This is a genomic window from Streptomyces coeruleorubidus, assembly GCF_008705135.1.
GTDB classification, from domain to species: domain Bacteria; phylum Actinomycetota; class Actinomycetes; order Streptomycetales; family Streptomycetaceae; genus Streptomyces; species Streptomyces coeruleofuscus.
In genome coordinates, this window is the sequence record NZ_CP023694.1 from 8,407,760 (window position 1) to 8,429,188 (window position 21,429).

Here is a 21,429-nt window from a genome sequence, read left to right on the forward strand (position 1 = left end):
CCACGGTGGCCGACCGAAGACCTGTGAGAGAGAGCAACTGTGGACGACAAGCGAAAGCTGCTGCTGAGCCTGCTGGCCCGGGCCTCCGCCCCGGCCCCGGCGAGCGACGGCGTGGCGATCGTGGGCGTCGCCGGCCGCTACCCGCTGGCCGAGACGCCCGCCGAGCTGTGGGACAACCTGGCCGCGGGCCGGCACTGCATCCGTGAGGTGCCCGCCGACCGCTGGGACGCCGACGCCCACCACGACCCGGCGGGGGTGCGCGGCAGCTACAGCAAGTGGGCCGGATTCATCGACGACGTCGACAAGTTCGACCCGCTCTTCTTCCAGATATCGCCGGCCGACGCCGAGGCGATGGACCCGCAGGAGCGGCTGTTCCTGCAGACCGCCGCAGCCGTCCTGGACGACGCCGGCCACCCGGCCGCAGAGCTGGCCGCCCGGGGCCCGGTCGGCGTCTTCGCCGGCGTCATGAACAACAACTACGAGTGGATGGGTGGCGAGGCCACGGCCCTCGGCGTGCGCACCGACGCGCACTCCAACCACTGGTCGATCGCCAACCGGGTCTCGTACACCTTCGACTTCACCGGCCCGAGCCTCGCCGTCGACACGGCCTGCTCGGCCTCGCTCACCGCGATCCACCTGGCCTGCGAGAGCATCAGGTCGGGGGAGTGCCACACCGCGATCGCCGGCGGCGTCAACCTGATCCTGCACCCCATGCACCTGCGCATGCTGGCCGACCGCGGGATGATCTCGCGCGGTGACCGGCTCAGGAGCTTCGGTGCGGACGCCGACGGGTTCGTCGACGGCGAGGGCGTGGGCGCCGTACTGCTGCGACCCCTGGAAGACGCGATCGCCGACGGCGACCGCATCCTCGGCGTGATCCGCGGCTCCGCCATCAACGCGGGCGGCAAGACCGGCGGTTACACCGTGCCGAGCGCGGCCGCGCAGGCCGAGGTGATCCGCGCCGCCCTGCACCGCGCCCAGGCCGACCCGGCCACCGTCGGCTACGTGGAGACCCACGGCACGGGCACGCCGCTCGGCGACCCCATCGAGATCGCCGGGCTCGTGGAGGCCTTCGGAGGGCGCATCGACGCGGCGGAACGGGCCGGGCGGCCGGCGGTCGCAGTCGGCTCGGTGAAGTCCAACATCGGCCACCTGGAGTCGGCGGCCGGTGTCGCGGGCCTGACCAAGGTGCTGTTCCAGATGCGCCACCGCACGCTGGCGCCCTCGCTGAACTCCGCCCGGCGCAACCCCGGCATCGACTTCACCACCACACCCTTCGAGGTGCAGCAGACCCTCCAGCCCTGGGTGCCCTCGGAGGACGACGGCGACCTGCCGCTGCGCGCGGTCGTCAGCTCCTTCGGCGGGGGCGGCGCCAACGCCTGCCTGGTCGTGGAGGAGTACCGCACACCACCGGCCGAGCCCGTCGCGCCGGACACCGACCAGCTCCTCGTCCTGTCCGCCAAGAGCGAGGACCGGCTGCGCGCGTACGCCGCCGACCTGGCCGCGTTCCTGCGCGGCGCCACGGGTGCGGATCCGGCGGGCGCCGGCGGGGACGCCCTGGGCGACGCCCAGCGGCTGTGCCTGCGCCTGGCCGCCGAAACCGTCGGCGTGGCCCCCGAGGACCTCGATCTCGGCACCGACCTCGCCGACTGCGGCTTCGGCCTCCCCGAACGGGCCCGCTTCGAGGCGTCGCTGACGGCGGAGCTGGACGGCACCCTGCCCGCGGCGGTGACCACGGCACGGACGCTGGGCGCGATGGCGCAGGCGATCGCGGGGACCGCAGGCGCCGACGGGTCGGCCGGCAACGCCTCGGGAGCCCCGGATGCGCCGGGCGCGGCCGTCGCACAGGCCGGCGCCGGTGTTCAGAGAGCCACCCGCCCTGCCGAAGACCCCTTCCGACTCGCCGACGTCGCCCACACGCTCCAGTCCGGCCGTACCCCCCACGAGTTCCGGCTGGCCCTGGCCACCGGCTCCGTGGCCGAGGCGGCCGCGCTGCTGGAGGCGTACGCCGAGGGCACGGCCGACGCCCGGATCGGCACCGGCCGGGCGACCCGGGCACGGCTCGTCCTCGCCGGCACCGAGGCCGAGGCCCTGGAGACGGCCCTGACCCGGCGGGACCTGGCGGCGGTGGCCGAGCACTGGCTGGCCGGCGCCGACGTCGACTGGTCCCGTGTCACCCCCGCCGCGGCCCGCCGGATCGAGCTGCCGGCGTACCCCTTCGCCCGCAAGCGTTACTGGATCCCCGAGCCCCCGGCCCGCATCGCCCCGGCACCGCCGGCCGGATCCGGGGACGCCTCCGCAGAGCAACTCCCGGACTTCTACCGGCCCTTGTGGGTACGCGAGGACGCACCCGCTGCCGGGCCCGCCCCGAGCGTGGGCCGCGTCGTCGCCCTGGTGACCGAGGCCTCGGCCTGGCTCGCCGAGGCGATCTCGGCCCGCATCCCCGAGAGCCGCGTAGAGCCGGTCCGCATCGACGAACTCCCCCCGTCCGCCTGGCTGGAGCGGGCCGACGGCGCGGACCTGGTGCTCCACCTCGGCGGCGTCGGCACCGGCATCGCCGAGGGCCTGGGCGCCGACCGGGCCGCCGAGCAGCTGCGCACCGGCTCCCTCTCCCTGTTCCACCTGGTCCGCTCGACCACTGCCGCGCGCGTCGTCGTGGTCACCAGCGACGTCCACCCGGTCGCGGGCACCGCAGCCGCCAATCCCTTCGCCGCGGGCATGCACGGCCTTCTCCAGGTCGTGGCCAAGGAGCGCCCCGAACTCCGGGTTGGCGCCGTCGACTTCGCCTCGGCCGATCTCACGGGCGAGGACGCGACCGCCGCCCTGGCCGACGCGATCCTGGCCGCGCCCGCCGACGCCGGCGGCCGCACCGTCGCCCTGCGCGGCGGGGCCCGCTACGTCCGCCGCCTCGGCCGCGTCACCTTGTCCCCGCCCGGCCCCGTCTTCCGGGAGGAGGGCGTCTACCTGCTCATCGGCGGCACCGGCGGCATCGCCCAGGAATTCAGCCGCCACCTCGCCGAGCGCCACCGGGCCCGGCTGGTGTGGTTCAGCCGCGGCGACCTCGGCCCCGGACAGCGCGCCGCCGCCGAGGAGATCCGCGCCCTCGGCGGCGACGTCGCCCACCTCCGCGGCGACGCCTGCGCCACCGCCGACCTCACCGCCGCCGTCGCCGAGGCGCACCGCCGCTTCGGTGCCCTGCACGGGGTCGTGCACGCCGCGATGGTGTTCGACAACCATGCCCTCGCCGACCTGGACGAGGAGACCTTCACCGCCGCGACCCGCGTCAAGACCGAGGGCGCCGCCGCGCTCGCCGCCGCCGTCGACGGCCAGCACCTCGACTTCCTGGTCTACTTCTCCTCCGCCGGTTCCTTCGGCAGCTTCGCCGGCAACGGCGCCTACATCTGCGCCTCCGCCACCGAGGACGCCTACGCGCTGTTCCTGCGCGACCGGCTGCCGTATCCGGTGACCGTCGTCAACCAGGGCTACTGGGGCATGGTCGGCTCCGGCGCCCGGCCCGGACTCGCCGGCATCTTCGCGGGGCTCGGCATCCAGGGCTTCAGCCCCGCCGCGGGCATCGCCGCCGTGCACCGCATCCTCGGCAGCGGGCTGCCCCAGGTCATGCCGATCCGCGCCGGGCGCCGGGCCCTGGAGGCCATGGGGCACGACCCGGCCCTGGACGGAGAGGTCCTCGGCGGCGGCCACCCGTCCGCCCTGGCCGCCGCGGCCGGACACCTCGGCACCGGTACCGCCGCCCCGGCCGCCCGCCGCGTCCTGACCGGATACGAGGAGCTGGAGGCCGTCTCCGCACCCATGCTGCTCGGCGTCTACCAGCGCATGGGAGCCCTCCGGCGCTCCGGCGAACGGCACGGTGCCGAGGAGTTGCGCGGCCGCCTCGGCATCCTCGACCGCTTCCGGAGGCTGCACGAAGCACTGCTCAACATCCTGGCCGACGCCGGGTTCCTGACCCGCGACGGCGACCTGGTCAGCACCACCCCGGCGGTCGATGCCGTCGACGCGGACGAGCACTCGGGCCGCTGGGAGGCGGAGTTCGACCGGATCGCGGCGGCCTACCCGGACATCGAGCCGACGGTCACCCTCAATCGCCTGTTCCTCCAGGCGTACCCGCGCATCCTGCGCGGCGAGGTGGGCGCCACCGAGATCATGTTCCCCGGCTCCTCGATGAAGCTGGTGCAGAACTTCTACAAGGGCAACCCGCTCACCGACTCCTTCAACCTCCTGGTCCGCGACACCGTCCGCCACTTCCTGGACGTGCGCCTGCCGCAGCTGCCGGAGGGCCGCACGGTCGAGGTCGTGGAACTGGGCGCCGGCACCGGCGCCACCAGCGAACGGGTGCTGCCCGCGCTGGCCGCGTACCCCGGACGCGTCGGGTACACCTTCACCGACATCTCGCCGCGCTTCCTGGAGCACGGCCGGGAACGCTTCGCCGAAGACTACGACTTCGCCCGCTTCCAGGTGCTCAACCTCGAACGCGGCCTGGTGGAACAGGGATTCGAGCCGGCCTGCGCCGACCTCGTCGTCGCCACCAACGTCGTGCACGCCACCAGCGACCTGCGGGCCACCCTGCGCAAGGCCAAGGCGCTGCTGAGGCCCGGCGGCTGGCTGGTCCTCAACGAACTGACCTCCGTACGGCCGCTGCTGACCATCGGCGGCGGTGTCCTGGAGGGCTGGTGGGCCTTCGAGGACGGCCACCTGCGCATGCCCGACTCCCCGCTCGCCTCCCCGGAGGGCTGGACCCGGCTCCTGCACGAGGAGGGATACGCCCCGGTCCACGCGATGGGCGCCGGCGAACCGGCGCTGGGCCAGACCGTCCTGGTGGCGGAGAGCGACGGAGTCCTGCTGAGCGCGCCCACGGCAGGCCCGGCCACCGCCCCCGCGTCCACCCCCGTCCCCTCGGACGCGACCACTTCCACCGTCGCCCTCACCGAGCGCCTGCGCGACCTCGTCGAGCGGGTTCTCAAGCTGGACGAGCGCATCGACCCGGGCCGGCCGCTGGCCGACTACGGCTTCGACTCACTCAGCGGCATGAAGATCGTCGCCGCCGTGGACGAGGAGTTCGGTGTCGCCGTACCGCTGGGCGACTTCTTCGAACAGCCGACCCTGCGTGAGCTGACCGCCCACCTGGCCGCCAACTGGCTCGCCGGGGTGGCGGCCGGGCCCGCCCTGCCCGAAGCGCCCGGGACACCCGCCCCGGTGCCCACCGCACCTGCACCGGCCGGCGCATCGGCCGTCTCCGCTGCTGTCTCCCCGGCCACCGAGGCCGCCGCCCGCGTCCTGCGCCCGCGCACCGACGGCGAGGAGAGCCGCCACCCCCTGTCCGAGGGGCAGCGCGCCCTCTGGGTGATCGAACAGATCGCGCCCGGTACCTACGCCTACAACCTGCCCCTCGCCCTCTGGCTCGACCGCGGCCTCGACGTGCTCGCCCTGCGGACCGTCCTGCAGCACCTGGTCGACCGGCACGCCGAGCTGCGGGCCACCGTCCACGCCGGCGACGAGGGGCCGTACGCCCGGATCGCGACCGAGCCCGAACTCCCCTTCCAGCAGGTCTTCCTGACCGCCACGAGCGACGCCGAGCTGCGTGACCGGATGCGCGCCGACCTGCGCCGTCCCTTCGAGCTCGCCGCCGGCCCCCTCGTCCGCGCCACCCTCTACACCCTGGGGGACGGCCGCAACGCGCTGCTGCTGACCTTCCACCACCTGGTCTTCGACGGTGTCTCCATCGCCCTGCTCCTGCGCGAGCTGGAAGCCGGCTATCGCGCGCTCCTCGCGGGCTGCGCCCTCCCCGCCGAGCGCCCCGCCCGCAGCTACGCCGACTTCACCGCCTGGCAGCGCGAGCTGCTCGCCGGTGCCGAGGGCGGGCGGCTGCGCGCCTACTGGACCGAACGGCTGCGCGGACGCAGGACCACCGTGCCGCTGCCGCTGGACCGGCCCCGCCCGCCCGTGCCCGGCTTCCAGGGAGCGAGCCTGGACGGGCACATTCCCGCCGCGGTCGTCGACCGGGCCCGCGCGCTCGCCGGCGCCGAGCAGACGTCCCTGTTCGGGGTCGTTCTCGCCGCCTGGTTCACGCTGCTGCACCGCTACAGCGACCAGGCCGACATCGCCGTGGGCACGCCGACGGCCGGACGCCCGGCGAGCGGCTTCGACGACACGCTCGGCTACTTCATGAACATGGTGGTGCTGGCCGAACGCATCGACGGCGCCGAAGAGTTCCGCGGCCTGGTCCGCCGCGTCCACCGCACCGTGCTGAAGGCCCTGGAACACAGCACGTACCCGCTGATCACCCTGGCCGACGACCTCCGCCGCGCGGACATTGAGGCCGGCGCCCCCTTCAACGTCGCCTTCTACTTCCAGAACTGGACCCGCACCGCCCGCCGCGACGCGTCCGGCGACGCCGTGGTGCTCGGCCCGGTCGACGGCGTGCACCAAGAGGGCGAGTTCGACCTGACCCTGGAGGTCGTCGAGCAGGAACAGGGCTGCCGCTACACGCTCAAGTACGACCCCGGCCTCTTCGACGAGGAGACCGTGGCCCGCCTCGGCGCCCACTTCACCACCCTCCTCGCCGCCGCCGTCGAAGGGCCCGGCACCCCGGTGGCCGACCTGGAGCTGCTCACCGAGGACGAGCGGGCCCGGCTCACCCCCTCCGCCCCCGCCGACTACCCGGCCGACACCCTGGTCTGGGAACTGGTACGACGGCAGGCCGACGCCCGGCCCGACGCGGTCGCGGTCCGCCACTCCGGCACCGAACTCACGTACCGCGCACTCGTGGAGCGCGTGGACGCCCTCGCCGCCCGGCTCACCGCCGCCGGCGCGGGCCGTGGCCGGACCGTCGGGGTGCTGCTCCCACGCGATCAGGACCTGCCGGTGGCGCTCCTCGCCGTCCAGGCCTCCGGCGCCGCCTACGTACCGCTCGACCCCGCCTACCCGCGGGACCGGCTCGCCTACATGGCCGAGGACGCCGGGCTGCACCTGCTGCTCACCCACTCCGCCTCCGGCGTCGGCCTCGCGGCCGTGCCGCGGCTGGTCGTCGACACCTCCGAGCAGCCGCCGGCCCTGCCCTCGCCCGGCCAGGCCGGCCCGTCCGACGCCGCGTACGTCATCTACACCTCCGGTTCCACCGGCCGCCCCAAGGGCGTCCGGGTGCCGCACCGCGCGCTGACCAACTTCCTGTGGTCGATGGCCCGCGAGCCCGGCTTCGGGCCCGGCGACACCCTGCTGGCCCTCACCACCGTCTGCTTCGACATCTCCGGCCTGGAGCTGTACCTGCCGCTGGTCACCGGTGGCACGGTGGAGGTTCTCGCCGCCGAGGACGCCCGCGACGGGCTGCGGCTGCGCGAGGCCCTCGAACGGGCCCGCCCCACCGTCATGCAGGCCACCCCGGCCACCTGGAGCATGCTGCTGGCCGCCGGCTGGCAGGGCGACCCGGCGCTGAAGGTGCTGTGCGGCGGTGAGGCGCTGCCCGCCGACCTGGCCGAGGCGCTCCTCGCGGGCAACGGGCAGGTGTGGAACCTCTACGGCCCCACCGAGACCACCATCTGGTCGGCGGCGAGCCGTCTCACCCCGGGCAGCCGCGTCACCCTGGGCGCCCCGATCGCCAACACCGCGCTCCACGTCCTCGACAGCGCGCGCAGGCCCGTCCCCACCGCCGTCGCCGGGGAGCTGTACATCGGCGGCGACGGCGTGGCCGACGGCTACCTCGGCCGCCCCGAACTGACCGCCGAGCGCTTCCTGCCCGACCCGTTCGCGGCGCGCGCCGAGGCCCGCATGTACCGCACGGGCGACCTCGTACGACGGCTCGCCGACGGCACGATCGAGTACCTCGGCCGGCTCGACTCCCAGGTCAAGGTGCGTGGCCACCGGGTCGAGCTGGAGGAGATCGAGGCGACACTGCGCCGGCTCGACGGCGTCCGGGAGGCCGTCGTCGTGGCCCGTGGACAGGCAGCGGGGTCGCACACCCTGCTCGGCTGCTACGTCCTGCAGGACGGCGCGGCCGAGCCGGACCGCGAGCGGCTGTCGGCCTGGCTGCCGGACCACATGGTGCCCGACGCCCTGGTCCGGGTGACCGGCTTCCCACGCACCCTGAACGGGAAGACCGACCGCACCACGCTGGCCGCTCTGCCCCTGGCCGACCTGCGCGCCCGCTTCGGCGCCGGGTCCCGGTCCGCGGCCCGTACCGGCGCCACGGCAGGAGCCACCGGCGGCCGTACGGAGGCCCTCGTCACCGAGCTGGCCCGCATGGTCGCCGCCCTGGTGGACCTGCCCCCCGGGGAGATCGGCGCGCACACGCCGCTCGGCGAGACCGGCATGAACTCCGTGAGCTTCACCGCGCTCAGCAGCGAGCTGCGCACGGCGTACGGCATCACCGAGTACCCGACCCTCTTCTACCGCCGGGGCACCCTGCACGCGCTCGCCGAGCACCTGTGGGAGCATCACGCGGCCGCGTTGACGGCCCACTTCGGGACGGACCAGCAGGCCCCCGCCACCGAACAGGCCGCTCCGGCCGGGCCCGAGGTTCCGGCGGTCCGTGCCGGGTCCGGGACTTCTGGCACCCCTGCCGGGTCCGAGACCCCGGTGGCCCCCGCCGGCCGTGAGGTCGCCGTCATCGGTATGGCCGGGCGCCTGCCCGGCTCCATGGACCTCAGGGAGTTCTGGGACCACCTCGCCGCCGGCGACGACCTGGTCGGCGAGATCCCCGCCGACCGCTGGGACTGGCGCGACCACCCGCGCTCCCGTTCCCGCTGGGGCGGCTTCGCCCCGGACGTGGACCGGTTCGACGCCGCGTTCTTCGGCATCTCACCCCGAGAGGCCGAACTGATGGATCCGCAGCAGCGGTTGCTGCTCGAAACCGTCTGGCAGGCCGTCGAAGACGCCGGCTACCGCCCCTCCGAGCTGGCCGGGAAGCGGGTCGGCGTGTTCATCGCCGTCACCAACTCCGACTACCACGAGGTGCAGCGGGCCGCCGGACGCGCGACCGAGGGCCACACCCTCACCGGCGCCGCCCTGTCGATCGTCCCGAACCGGGTGTCGTACCTGCTCGACCTGCGCGGTCCCAGCATCGCCGTCGACACCGCCTGCTCCGGCTCCCTCACCGCCGTCCACCAGGCCTGCGCCGCCCTGCGCGACGGCACCTGCGACCTGGCCATCGCGGGTGGCGTCAGCCTCATCCTGGCCCCGGGTGTCTACGAGGCGCTCAGCCAGGGCGAGATGCTCAGTCCCGACGGCCGCTGCAAGGCCTTCGACAGCCGCGCCGACGGCTATGTGCGCGGTGAGGGTGCGGGCGTCGTCCTGCTCAAGCCGCACCAGCGGGCCGAGCGCGACGGCGACGCCGTACACGCCGTGATCAAGGCCGCCGCGCTCAACCACGGCGGCCGGACCACCTCGCTCACCGCCCCCGACCCCGAGGCCCAGGCCGACCTGCTGGTCGAGGCCTACCAGGCCGCCGGCGTCCACCCGGACACCGTCGGCTACATCGAGGCGCACGGCACCGGCACCGCCCTGGGCGACCCGATCGAGACCACCGGCCTGAGCACCGCCTTCCGCCGGCTGCGGGCGGGCCAGGGCGCGCCCAGCGGGTCCGCTCCGTGCGCGATCGGCTCGGTCAAGACGAACATCGGCCACCTGGAGGCCGCCGCCGGTATCGCCGGACTCTTCAAGGTGGTCCTGTCGATGCGGCACGGCACCATCCCGGCCAGCCTGCACTTCCGCGAGCAGAACCCCTATCTGGAACTCGACGGCGGCCCCTTCGAGGTCGCCGCCACCGCCCGGCCCTGGCCGCGTCCCCGGGACGCGCACGGAGCCGAACTGCCCCGCCGTGGCGGCGTCAGCTCCTTCGGCTTCGGCGGGGCGGGCGCGCACATCGTGTTGGAGGAACCCCCCATGCCGGACACCCGCGATGAGCCCGCGGCCCAGCAGGTCTTCGTGCTCTCGGCCCGCGACGGCGACGCGCTCCGGCGCTCGGCCGCCCGGCTCGCCGACCACCTCGGGCGCCAGGACGTCCCGGCCGAGGACCTCGCCTACACCCTGCAGACGGGCCGGGAGCCGATGCCGCACCGGCTCGCCCTCGTCGCCGACGGCACCGCGGCCCTGCGCGCCGAGCTCACCGCGTACCTGGCCGGGCGCCCCAGCGCCGTACGCACCGCCCAGGTGACGGCCCTTCAGACGGGCGACTCCGTCGCTCCGGACCTGCGCGATCCCCACGCCCTGGCCGCCGCCTGGATGCACGGCGCCGACGTCGACTGGCGGACCCTGCACGAGGGCGCCGCCCGGCGCCGCGTCCACCTGCCCGCCTACCCGTTCGCCGGCCCCCGGCACTGGGTCGCCCCCGGCGAGCGCCCCGCAGAGCCCGGCCCCCGTCTGCACCCCACCCTCCTGGACGCCAACGTCTCCACCTTCGGCGAGCAACGGTTCGCCAAGACGCTGACGGGCGAGGAGTTCTTCCTGCGCGACCACGTCGTCGGCGGCGACCTGGTGCTGCCCGGCGTGGCCTATCTGGAGATGGGCCGCCTGTCAGGCGAACTCGCCGCTGGGGGAGTCCCGGTGCGCGGCGTCGACGACCTGGTGTGGGCGGCGCCGGTCCGGGTCGCCTCCGGCCACAGCGGGCACCCGCTGCTGGTGCGCGTCACCGGCGACCGCTCCCGCGCCGCCTTCGAAGTGCGCGGCACCGCCGAGGACGCGCCGGTGCACGCCGGCGGCACCCTGCGGTTCGACGACCCCGGTCCCCGGCCCGCCCCCCTCGCCCCGGCGGACATACGCGCCCGCTGCACCCGCGTCCAGGCGGGGGCCGACTGCTACGACGGTTTCGTCCGGCTCGGCTTCGCCTACGGTCCCGCCTTCCGGGTGATCGAGGAGATCGCCGAGGGCCCGGGGGAGGCGCTGGCGACGCTGCGCCTGCCGGAGCCGCAGCGCGCGGACGCCGGTGCGTACACCTTCCACCCCTCGCTGCTGGACGCCGCCCTGCAGACCGCGGGCCGGCTCGTCCCCGGCGCCGGGGACCCGGCGGGCCCGGCACCGTACCTGCCGTTCTCCCTGGGCTCGGTGCGACTGCACGCCCCTCTGCCCGAGCGGGGTTACGCGTACGCCACCCCGGCCCGGCGTCCCGCCCCGGCGGGCTCCCTCGCCTTCGACGTCGCCCTGCTCGACGAGAACGGGCAGGTGGCCGCCACTCTGGAGTCCTTCACGCTGAGGGCGCTGCGCCCGGCGGACGCCACGCGAGGGACGGAAACCGCATCCGCGCCCGGCACACAGGCCGTGCCCGCCGTCGACGTCGTCCACGCCTTCGAGCCCGTCTGGGAGGCCGCGCCGGCTCCGCACGGCCAACTCCCCGCCGCCGCACGGGTCCTGTTGCTCGACCCCGCCTCCGGCGACGCCGCCGATGCCACGGACGCCACCGAGGTGACCGTCGCCCTCACGGCGGCGGGCGCAGACGTCCGCCGTATCCCGCTCGGCAGTGGCTTCGACGCCGAGGCCGCCGTGCGCGCCGCCGGAGCCGGACCCGTCCACGTCGTCCACCTGGCCGGACGCGACCGCACCGCCCGGAACTCCGTGGAGCACGGCTTCCACGCGGCCCTGGCCTTCCTGCAGGCCTGGCAGCGCGAGCGCCGCGACGCGCTGCGCTACCTGTACGTCCACCCCGAGCCCGCCCCGTCGCCCGCCCAGCCGGCGATGGCCGCCTTCGCCCGCACCGTGCGCCTGGAGCAACCGTCGGTCGCCCTCGGCGTCCTGGCCCTCGACCCGGGCCGCCCGCTCGGCGAGGCCGTCGCCGCCGAACTCGGCACGGACGGCGGCCCCGAGACGCGCACGGACGCGGAGGGCCGGGCCCGCCGCGCCTGGCGGCACGTGAGCCTCCCGGCCGTGCCGGGCACGGCGTTCACCGGTGCCGGAGCGCACATCGTCACCGGCGGCACCGGCGCCCTGGGCCTGCTCGTCGCCGAGCACATCGCTGCCGCGCGGCAGGCCGCCGGTGTCACCGGCGGCGGCATCGTGCTCGCCGCCCGCACGGCCCCCGGCCCCGAGGCCCGGGCCCGCGCCGACGCCCTCGGCGCCCGGGTGGTGCTCGCCGACGTCACCGACCCGGCCGCCGTACGCGACCTGGTGGCCGAGGCCCGCCGGGCGCACGGCTCGGTGAGCGGCGTCGTGCACGCGGCCGGCGCCCTCAGGGACGGACTCATACGCACCAAGCAGCGTGCGGACGCGGACGCCGTCCTCGCCGCCAAGGTGCACGGCACCGTGCTGCTCGACGAGGCGACGGCGGACGAACCGCTGGACTACTTCGTCGCGCTCTCCTCGGCGGCCGCGGCCTTCGGCAACGCCGGCCAGAGCGACTACGCCTTCGCCAACGCCTTCCTCGACCACTTCGCCGAGGAGCGCGAGCGGCGCCGCCGGGAAGGCACCCGACACGGCCGCACCCTCGCGGCCGCCTGGCCGGTCTGGGCCGACGGCGCGATGCGCGTCGACGCCGACGCCGAGGCCTACATGGAGCGTGTGCTCGGCATGCGCCCGCTGCGCACCGCCCCCGCCCTGCTGGCCCTGGACCGCGCCCTCGCCCACACCGCACCGCGCCTGCTCCTGGCCGCCGGCGACCCCGACCGCATCCTCCAGGCCCTCGACGGCGCCGAGTCGCCCCGGGACGAGTCCGCCACCGCCGCACCCGGAGCGCACGAGCGCGCCGAGGAACTGGTCCTGCGGCTGCTCGCCGAGGAGCTGAAGCTGCCCGAGGCGGAGATCACCGTCGACGAACCCTTCGACCGGTACGGCGTGGACTCCCTCATCACCATGAGCCTCGTCCGCCGCCTGGAGGACCACGTCGGCCCGCTGTCGAAGACCCTGCTCTTCGAGTACGTGACCGTACGCGACCTCGCCGGCCACCTGGCCGCGTCCCACCCCGGCGCGTTCCCGGCCGCCGCCCCGGACGCCACCGCCTCCGCGGCGACCGTGCTTCCGATGAAGCCGTCCGAGCCGTCCGAGCCGGTCGCGCCCGACCCGCAGGCCGCCGCCATCGCCATCATCGGCGTCGCGGGACGCTACCCCCAGGCCGGCGACGTCACCGAGTTCTGGCGCAACCTGCGCGCCGGGCGGGACAGCGTGGAGGAGATCCCCGCCGACCGTTGGGACCACGGCCTGTTCTACGCGGCGGACAAGTCCGCCAAGGGCAAGACCTACGGCAAGTGGGGCGGTTTCGTACCCGGCGCCGACCGCTTCGACCCGCTGTTCTTCCGGATGTCGCAGATCGAGGCGGAGCACACCGACCCGCAGGAGCGGGTGTTCCTGGAGACCGTCTGGCATCTGATGGAGGACGCCGGATACACCCGCGAGCAATTGCGCGGCGCCCGCACCGGCGTGTTCGTCGGCATGATGTACGGCCACTACCAGCTGTACGGCGTCCAGGAGGCGCTGCGCGGCGAGGGCTTCGCGACCTCCTCGTCGTACGCCTCGGTGGCCAACCGGGTGTCGTACTTCTTCGACTTCACCGGTCCCAGCGTCGGCCTGGACACCATGTGCTCCTCGTCGCTGGTCACCATCCACCAGGCGTGTCTCGCCATCCGCAACGGCGACTGCGATGTCGCCGTGGCCGGCGGGGTCAACATCTCCAGCCACCCGGTGAAGTTCCTCCAGCTCGCCCAGCGCGGCTTCCTCGCCGAGGACGGGCGCTGCCGCAGCTTCGGCGAGGGCGGAACCGGGTACGTGCCCGCCGAGGGCTCGGGCGCCGTCCTGCTCAAGCGCTTGGACGCGGCTCTCGCCGACGGCGACCGGATCCTCGCCGTGGTCAAGGCATCCGCCGTCAACCACGGCGGCGCGGGCGCCGGTTACAGCGTCCCCAACCCCAAGGCCCAGGGCGACCTCGTACGCACGGCGCTGGAGCGGGCCGGGCTCGCTCCCGCCGACCTCGACTACCTGGAGGCGCACGGCACAGGCACCGCGCTCGGCGACCCGGTGGAGATCACCGGCATGCTGCGGGCCTTCGGCGAGGAGCCGCCCGAGCGGCTGCCCATCGGCTCGGTCAAGTCCAACATCGGGCACGCCGAGTCGGCCGCCGGCATCGCCGCGATCACCAAGGTGCTGCTCCAGATGCGGCACGGCGAGCTGGTGCCGTCCCTGCACGCCGACCGCCTCAATCCGAACATCGACTTCACGGCGAACCCGTTCGAGGTCCAGCGCGAGCGGGCGCCCTGGCCCCGCCGCGTCCTGGCGGACGGCAGGGTACGGCCGAGGACGGCGGGCGTGAGCTCCTTCGGCGCGGGCGGCACGAACGCCCACATCATCCTGCAGGAGTACGTCGGCGACGGCGACGGTGCCGGGACCGCCCCGGCCGGTCCCCAGCTGGCGGTGCTCTCCGCGCGGGACGCCGGCCGCCTGGCCGCGCAGGCGCGGCGGCTGGCCGCCCACCTGCGCGCCGAGGACACCGCCGCGACCCCCGTGCAGGTCGCCTGGACCTTGCAGACGGGCCGGGAGGCGATGGCCCACCGGCTGGCCGTACTCTTCCATGACCTGCCCGAACTGTGCGCCCGGCTCGACGAGTTCGCCGCAGGCGGCACCCCGGCCGGCAGCTGGACCGGCGTGGTCGACCCGCGTCGACCCGTCGCGGGCGAGCGGCTCCCCGCCGATCCCGCCGCGTACGCCACCGCCTGGACCGGCGGACAGCAGGTCGACTGGCCTGCCCTGCACACCGGCGGCAGGCCCGCCCGGGTGGCGCTGCCCGGCTACCCCTTCGACGGCGACCGGGTCTGGCTGGCCGCCGCCGACGCCGAACTGGCCGCCCTCGGCGCCGGGCGGGACGCACTCGGTGGCGGCCTGAGTGCCCATGGCGCCGACCACGAGGTGTCCGATGCGAGCCACAGCGCTCCCGGCGCCCGACGCGACCCCGAGGGGCTTTTGCTGACTCGGCAGTGGCGCCCCGCCCCGGCCGTGCCCCGTTCGGCGCCGCCGGCCCTGACCGCCGTACTCGCCGCACCCGGTACCGAGTCGCTGGCCGCACGGCTCGCGGCGGTGCTGCCGGCCGCCGAGGTGCTCACCGCCGACCGGATCGACGCCGAACTCACCGACGTCGGCACCCGCTGGGACCGCTTCGACGCCGTCGTCGACCTGGCCGGCTGCACCGGACCCGCGCTGCCGCCCACGCACACCGCGCTGCCCTCCTGGCTGCGCTGGCTCCAGCACCTCGTCGACCTCGGCCGCCGTGACCTGCGTGCCCTGCTCGTCTCGCGCGGCACGCCCGCCCTCGGCGGAGCGGCCCGGGTGGGCCTGTACCGGATGCTGCAGAGCGAGTACCGCCACGTCCGCTCGCGCCACGTCGAGACCGACCGCGCCGCGACCGACGAGGAGCTGTGCCGCTGGGTCGCCGAGGAGCTGTCCGCCGACGGCGAACCCGCCGAGGTTGCCTACCGCGGGGGAGAGCGCCACCTGGCGACGCTTGGGGAGGCCCCGCGGGCACAGCGCGCCGAACTCGGCTTCCCGGCGGACCACGTGCTGTGGGTGACCGGCGGCACGCGCGGCCTCGGGCTGCTCACCGCGCGCCACTTCGTCGCCCGGCACGGCGTGCGCAAGCTGGTCCTCACCGGCCGAGAGGAGCTGCCGCCGCGCGCAGAGTGGGCCGCGCACATCGCCGAGGACGGCCCGCTGGGCCGCAAGCTGCGCCCGCTCGCCGAACTGGCCGCCCAGGGCGTCGAACTAGAGGCCATCGCCGTGCCGCTGGACGAGAAGGAGGCCCTCGCCAAGGTCCTCGCCGACGTCAGACTGCGGCTCGGCCCGGTCGGCGGAGTGATCCACAGCGCGGGCTTCACCGACTTCGAGAACCCGGCGTTCATCCGCAAGCCGCAGACCGGCGTCGCCCGTGTCCTCGCACCGAAGGTGTTCGGCCTGGACGCCCTGCTGGAGTGCTTCCGGGACGAGCCGCTCGGCCTGTTCGTGCTGTACTCGTCGGTCGCCGCCGCCGTTCCCGCCCTCGCGGTCGGCCAGAGCGACTACGCCATGGCCAACGCCTACCTGGATGCGATGGCCGAGGCCCGCCCGTACGGTCTGCCGCTGATCAGCGTGCAGTGGCCGAGCTGGAAGGACACCGGCATGGGGGAGGCGCGCAGCGCCGCCTACCAGGCCTCCGGCCTGACCTCGCTCACCGACGCACAGGGGCTGGCCCTGCTCGACCGCGCGCTGGAGAGCGGCGCCCGGGTCGTGATGCCCGTACTGCCGCGCTCCGGCGCCGAGTTCAGCGCCGAGCGCCTGACGGCACGGCGCCTGGAGTCTCCGCCCGCCGCACCCACCGCACCTCCCGCCGCACCCACCGCACCGGCCGGCGCGCCACGACCGGTGGCCGGCGCGGGCGCGGAGGTGCGCGCCGCCGTCGAGGCGGTCGCGTCCTGGCTGCTCGACCAGCTCGCGGCGGAACTGCGCTTCGACCGCGCCAAGCTGGCCGTGGACGTCCCGGTCCATGACTACGGCATGGACTCGATCATGGTCTCCCAGCTCGTCCAGACCGTCGCCCAGCGCCTGGACGTCTCGGTCGACCCGTCGGCCCTGCTGGAACACCCGACGGTGGACGGCTTCGCGGCGTATCTCGGCGAGGAGCACCGGACGGCGCTTCTCGCGGAGTTCGGCGGCACGGAGACCGGCGGCACGGAGACCGGCGGCACGGCTCCGGAGGCGGAGGCTGAGGCACGGCCGGAGTCCGCGGCCCCGACACCGTCGGAATCCGCAGCCCCGGCATCCGTCTGGGCCTTCGACGCACCCTCCGCCCCACCCGCCACCGTCCGTCAGCAAGGTGCCACCTCCCACAGCCCGGACCCGCGAGCGGGCGCCGTAGCCGTGGTCGGCCTCTCCTGCCGCTTCCCCGACGCCGACTCCGCCGACGCCTACTGGGAGCTGCTGCGGGACGGCCGTACGGCGCTGCGTCCCATCCCGGACTCCCGCTTCGGCCGCTCCCTCGGTTACCACGCCGGGCTGCTGCCGGAGGCGCTGCGGTTCGCGCCCGAGCGGTTCCTGCTGTCCGAGGCGGACGTCAAGGCGATGGACCCGCAGGCGCTGCTCCTGCTGGAGGAGGTCGACAGGGCCGTGCACCACGCCGGTTACCGCCCCGCGGACCTCAAGGGCCGCAGGGTCGGCGTGTACGTCGGCGGCCGGGCCACCCACACCCCCGACCCGGCGGCCCTGGAGCGGGCCAAGAACCCGGTCGTGGTCACCGGCCAGAACTACCTCGCGGCCAACATCTCCCAGTTCTTCGACTTCCAGGGCCCGAGCCTGGTGGTGGACACCGCCTGCTCCTCCGCCCTGGTGGCGATGGACATGGCCGTACAGGCCCTGCGCACGGGTTCCGTCGAGTCGGCCGTCGTCGCCGGTGTGAGCCTGCTTGCCGACGACCGGGCGCACCGGGTGTTCGGGCAGCGCGGACTGCTCAACCCCGGCCCGGAGTTCCACGCGTTCGACGGCCGGGCGGCCGGTTTGGTGCTCGGTGAGGGCGTCGGCGTCGTCGTCCTCAAGCCGCTGGCCCAGGCCCAGGCGGACGGCGACCGGGTGCTCGCCGTACTGGAGGGCATCGCGATCAACAACGACGGACGCACCGCCGGACCCGCCACCCCCAATCTGCGGGCCCAGAAGGACGTGATGGCCGAGGCACTGGCGCTCAGCGGCCGCGCGCCGCAGGACGTCGGCTGGGTGGAAACCAACGCCTCCGGCTCGACCGTCACCGACCTGCTCGAACTGAAGGCGATCGAGGGTGTCTACGGCGCCGGCCCGGCCCGTTCCACGCGCCTCGCGCTCGGTTCGGTGAAGCCGAACATCGGTCATCCGCTGGCCGCGGAGGGCATCGCCGCGTTCATCAAGGTCGTCCTGATGCTGCACCACCGGCAGCAGGTGCCGTTCTGCTCCGGACAGCAGCCCCTGCCGCACTTCGACCTGGACGCCTCCGCGATGTACTTCCCGAGGGAGCACCGCCCGTGGCCCGGGGGCGCGGACCGGGCCGCGCTCAACTGCTTCGCCGACGGCGGCACCAACGCGCACCTGCTGCTCGCCCCGGCCCCGGCGGACCACCGCGCCGCCCGGGCGCCGCTGCCGCAGCCCCTGCCGGAGCGCACGGTCGTCATCCGGGGCACCGCCTCCGAGTCGCCCGACGCACCTGGCCGGTCGGCGGCGGCCGGCCTGTTCTGGGACACCTACCGATGACCGGGGCAGGCGGGACACCCCCGCTGACCGAGACGCCCGCCGGGCGCCTGCCCGTGGTCTTCATGTTCTCCGGGCAGGGCTCGCAGTACTACCGCATGGGCGAGGAACTCTTCGAGTCCGACGAGGTCTTCCGCACGGCCCTGCGGCGGTACGACGCCGTCGCAGCCGGACTGCTGGGCGAGTCGGTCCTCGCCCGGATCTTCGACCCGGCCCGGCGCAAGAACGACCCCTTCATCGACACACGGCTCACCCACCCGGCGATCGTCATGATCGAACTCGCCCTGGCCGAGACCCTGCGCGCGGTCGGCATCGAGCCGGACTACGTGCTCGGCTCCAGCCTCGGCGAGTACGCGGCCGCGGTCGTCTCCGGCAGCGTCGACGCCGAGACGTGCCTGCGGCTGCTCGTCCGGCAGGCGGAGAGCCTGCCCGCCGGCCCGCGCGGTGGGATGCTCGCGGTCATCACCCGCCCGGACGGCCGGGACCGGATCCCCGCGCTGCCCGGCTGCGAGGTCGCCGCCCGCAACTACCCCGGCCACATCGTGGTCGCGGGCACCGACGCGGACCTGGACCGGGCCGAGGCGGCCCTGCGCGCGGCCGGCGTGCTGCACCAGCGGGTGCCGGTCGAGTACGCCTACCACTCCAGCCTGATGGACGGTGTCCTCGCCGAGTGCCGGGCCGTCTTCGACGGGGTGGCCTTCGCCCCACCACGCATCCCCTGGGTGTCGTGCGTGGACGGACGGCTCGTCGAGCGGCCCGGTGCCGACCACTTCTGGCAGGTCGCGCGCAAGCCCATCGAGTTCGAGCGGGCCATGGCCGCGATGCGGGCCCGCGGCGACTTCCTCTACCTCGACCTGGGCCCCTCGGGCACCCTGCACAACTTCGTCCGCGGCAACCTCCCGACGGATGACCGCTCTCGTTCGCTGCCGCTGCTCAGCCCGTTCGGCCACGACCCACGGGTCATGGAACAGGCCCGGACGCTCGCGGCACCGGCCACCTCCCCCTCCACCTCTGCGATCACACATCCACATCCGACTCCGGTGACAGCGAAGACGGCAAGGAAGGCACACGGCATGAAGGTCTACGGTTTCCCAGGTCAGGGGTCTCAGCAGCGGGGGATGGGCAAGGAGCTGTTCGCCAGGTACCCGCGGGAGGTCGCGATCGCCGACCGCGTGCTCGGCTACTCGATCGAGGAACTGTGCGTCCACGATCCGGAGCGACGCCTGGGCCGTACCGAGTACACACAGCCGGCGCTCTACGTCGTCAGTGTCCTGACCTACCTCGACCGGCTCGCCGAGGACGCCGAGCCGGCCGACTACCTGGTCGGCCACAGCCTCGGCGAGTACGCCGCCCTGTTCGCCGCCGGCGTCTTCGACTTCGAGACCGGGCTGCGCCTGGTGCAGCGGCGCGGCGCCCTGATGGCGGAGGCCGGCGGTGGCGGGATGGCCGCGGTGGTCGGCTGCGACGAGGCGACCGTGCTGCGGGTGCTCGCCGACTCCGGCATCGACGATCTCGACCTGGCCAACTACAACGCCCCCGACCAGTTCGTGCTGTCCGGTCCGGCCGCCCCCGTCGACGCCGCCCGCGCCGCCTTCGAGTCGGCCGGTGTCCGCGCTGTCCGGCTCAACGTCAGCGCGCCCTTCCACTCCCGCCACATGCGCGACACCGCCGCGGAGTTCGCCCGCTTCCTGGACGGCTTCACCCTGCGGGCCCCGGAAGTCCCGGTGCTGGCCAACGTCGACGCGCAGCCGTACGCCGCCGACGCCGTCAAGGCGACCCTGACCGCACAGATCGCCTCCCCGGTGCGCTGGACCGACACGGTGCGTCGGCTGATGGGCCACGGCGACTTCGAGTTCGTGGAGCTGGGCCCGGGCCGGGTCCTGACCAATCTGGTCGCCAAGATCAGGAAGAACGCGGAGCCGCTGCCCGCGCCAGGAGCGGGGGAACGACTCGATGAGCGGCTGCCTTCCGGCCAGTTGCCGTCCCCCGTACGACCCGCGGCCCCTGTCGCCCCGACGGGTGACACGCTCGGAGCCGCCACCTTCCGGGAGCGGTACGGTCTGCGGCGCGCGTACCTGCTGGGCGCCCTGTACGGCGGCATCTCGGGCCGCGAGATGCTGGGCGCGGCGGCCAAGGCGGGGCTGCTCGGCTTCCTGGGGACCGGCGGCCTGCCCCTCGACGAGGTGGACGGCCTGCTGCGCGACCTGGCCGGGGAACTGGGCCTGGGCGGCTCCTTCGGCGTCAACCTGCTGTACCGGCACGGAACCCCGGAGGAGGAGTCCGCCCTCGTGGACCTGCTCCTGCGGCACGGCGTCGACCTGGTCGAGGCCTCCGGCTTCCCGCTGATCACCCCCGCACTGGTCCGGTTCCGCCTCAAGGGCGGCCGGATCATCGCCAAGGTGTCCCGCACGGACGTGGCCGCCGAGTTCCTCGCTCCGCCGCCGGAGCGGCTGGTCGCGAAGCTGCTGGACGCGGGCGAGGTCACCGCGGAGGAGGCCCGCGCGGCGGCCGGCCGGCCGATGGCGGACGATCTGTGCGTGGAGGCCGACGGCGGCTGGCTGAGCAGCACGGCCGACCTGCTCACCCTGTTGCCCGCCGTGCTGCGGCTGCGCGACACGGCCGCGACGGGCGGCCACCGGGTGCACGTGGGATGCGCGGGCGGCATCGGCACGCCCGAGGCCGCCGGGGCCGCGTTCCTGCTCGGCGCCGACTTCGTCCTGACCGGCTCGGTCAACCAGTGCTCCGTGGAGGCGGCCACCAGTGCGGAGGTGAAGGACATCCTTCAGGAGGCCCGCGAGTACGACGTGGACACCGCGCCCTGGGGCGAGCTGTTCGACCTCGGCGTCCAGGCCCGCTACCTCAAGCGGGGGCTGTTCTTCCCGGCCCGGGCGTCCCGGCTGCACGAGCTGTGGCGCCGGCACGGCTCGCTCGCCCAGCTTGACGACGAGACCAGGAGCCAGGTCCTCGACCGGTACCTGGGCGGCGAGGCCCCCGCGCCCGTCGCGGTGGGCAGCACCCCCGAGCAGCAGCTGGCGGCTGTGTTCCGCGGCTACTTCACACGCGGTTTCCGCCTCGCGGTGAGCGGTGACCAGCGTTCCCGGGTGGACTACCTGGTGCACTGCGGCCCCGCCATGGGCGCCTTCAACCAGGTGGTCGCGGACACCGAGCTCCACCCGTGGCGAGCCCGCACGGTGGAGGCGATCGCCGACACCTTGATGGACGGCGCCGCCGCCCACCTCTGCGCACGCCTGGGCAGCTTCGGCTGAGCGT

At 74.8% G+C, this 21,429-nt stretch carries 2 protein-coding genes; both read left to right on the plus strand.

Annotation, left to right across the window (positions count from 1 at the left end; all coding sequences use genetic code 11):
* Positions 1–39 precede the first annotated feature (39 nt).
* Complete coding sequence (locus tag CP976_RS38415) at positions 40–18,162, plus strand: non-ribosomal peptide synthetase (RefSeq protein WP_150484478.1); 18,123 nt, start codon at positions 40–42, stop codon at positions 18,160–18,162.
* A complete protein-coding gene (gene fabD, locus CP976_RS38420) occupies positions 18,159–21,425 on the plus strand; it encodes an ACP S-malonyltransferase (protein WP_150484479.1) in 3,267 nt (1,088 codons plus the stop codon). The genes CP976_RS38415 and fabD overlap by 4 nt, the downstream gene beginning before the upstream one ends.
* Positions 21,426–21,429: the final 4 nt, after the last annotated feature.

Coding starts and splice junctions, on each gene's coding strand:
- fabD (WP_150484479.1), top strand. CDS start 18,159: ATGACCGGGGCAGGCGGGACACCCCCGCTGACCGAGACGCCCGCCGGG.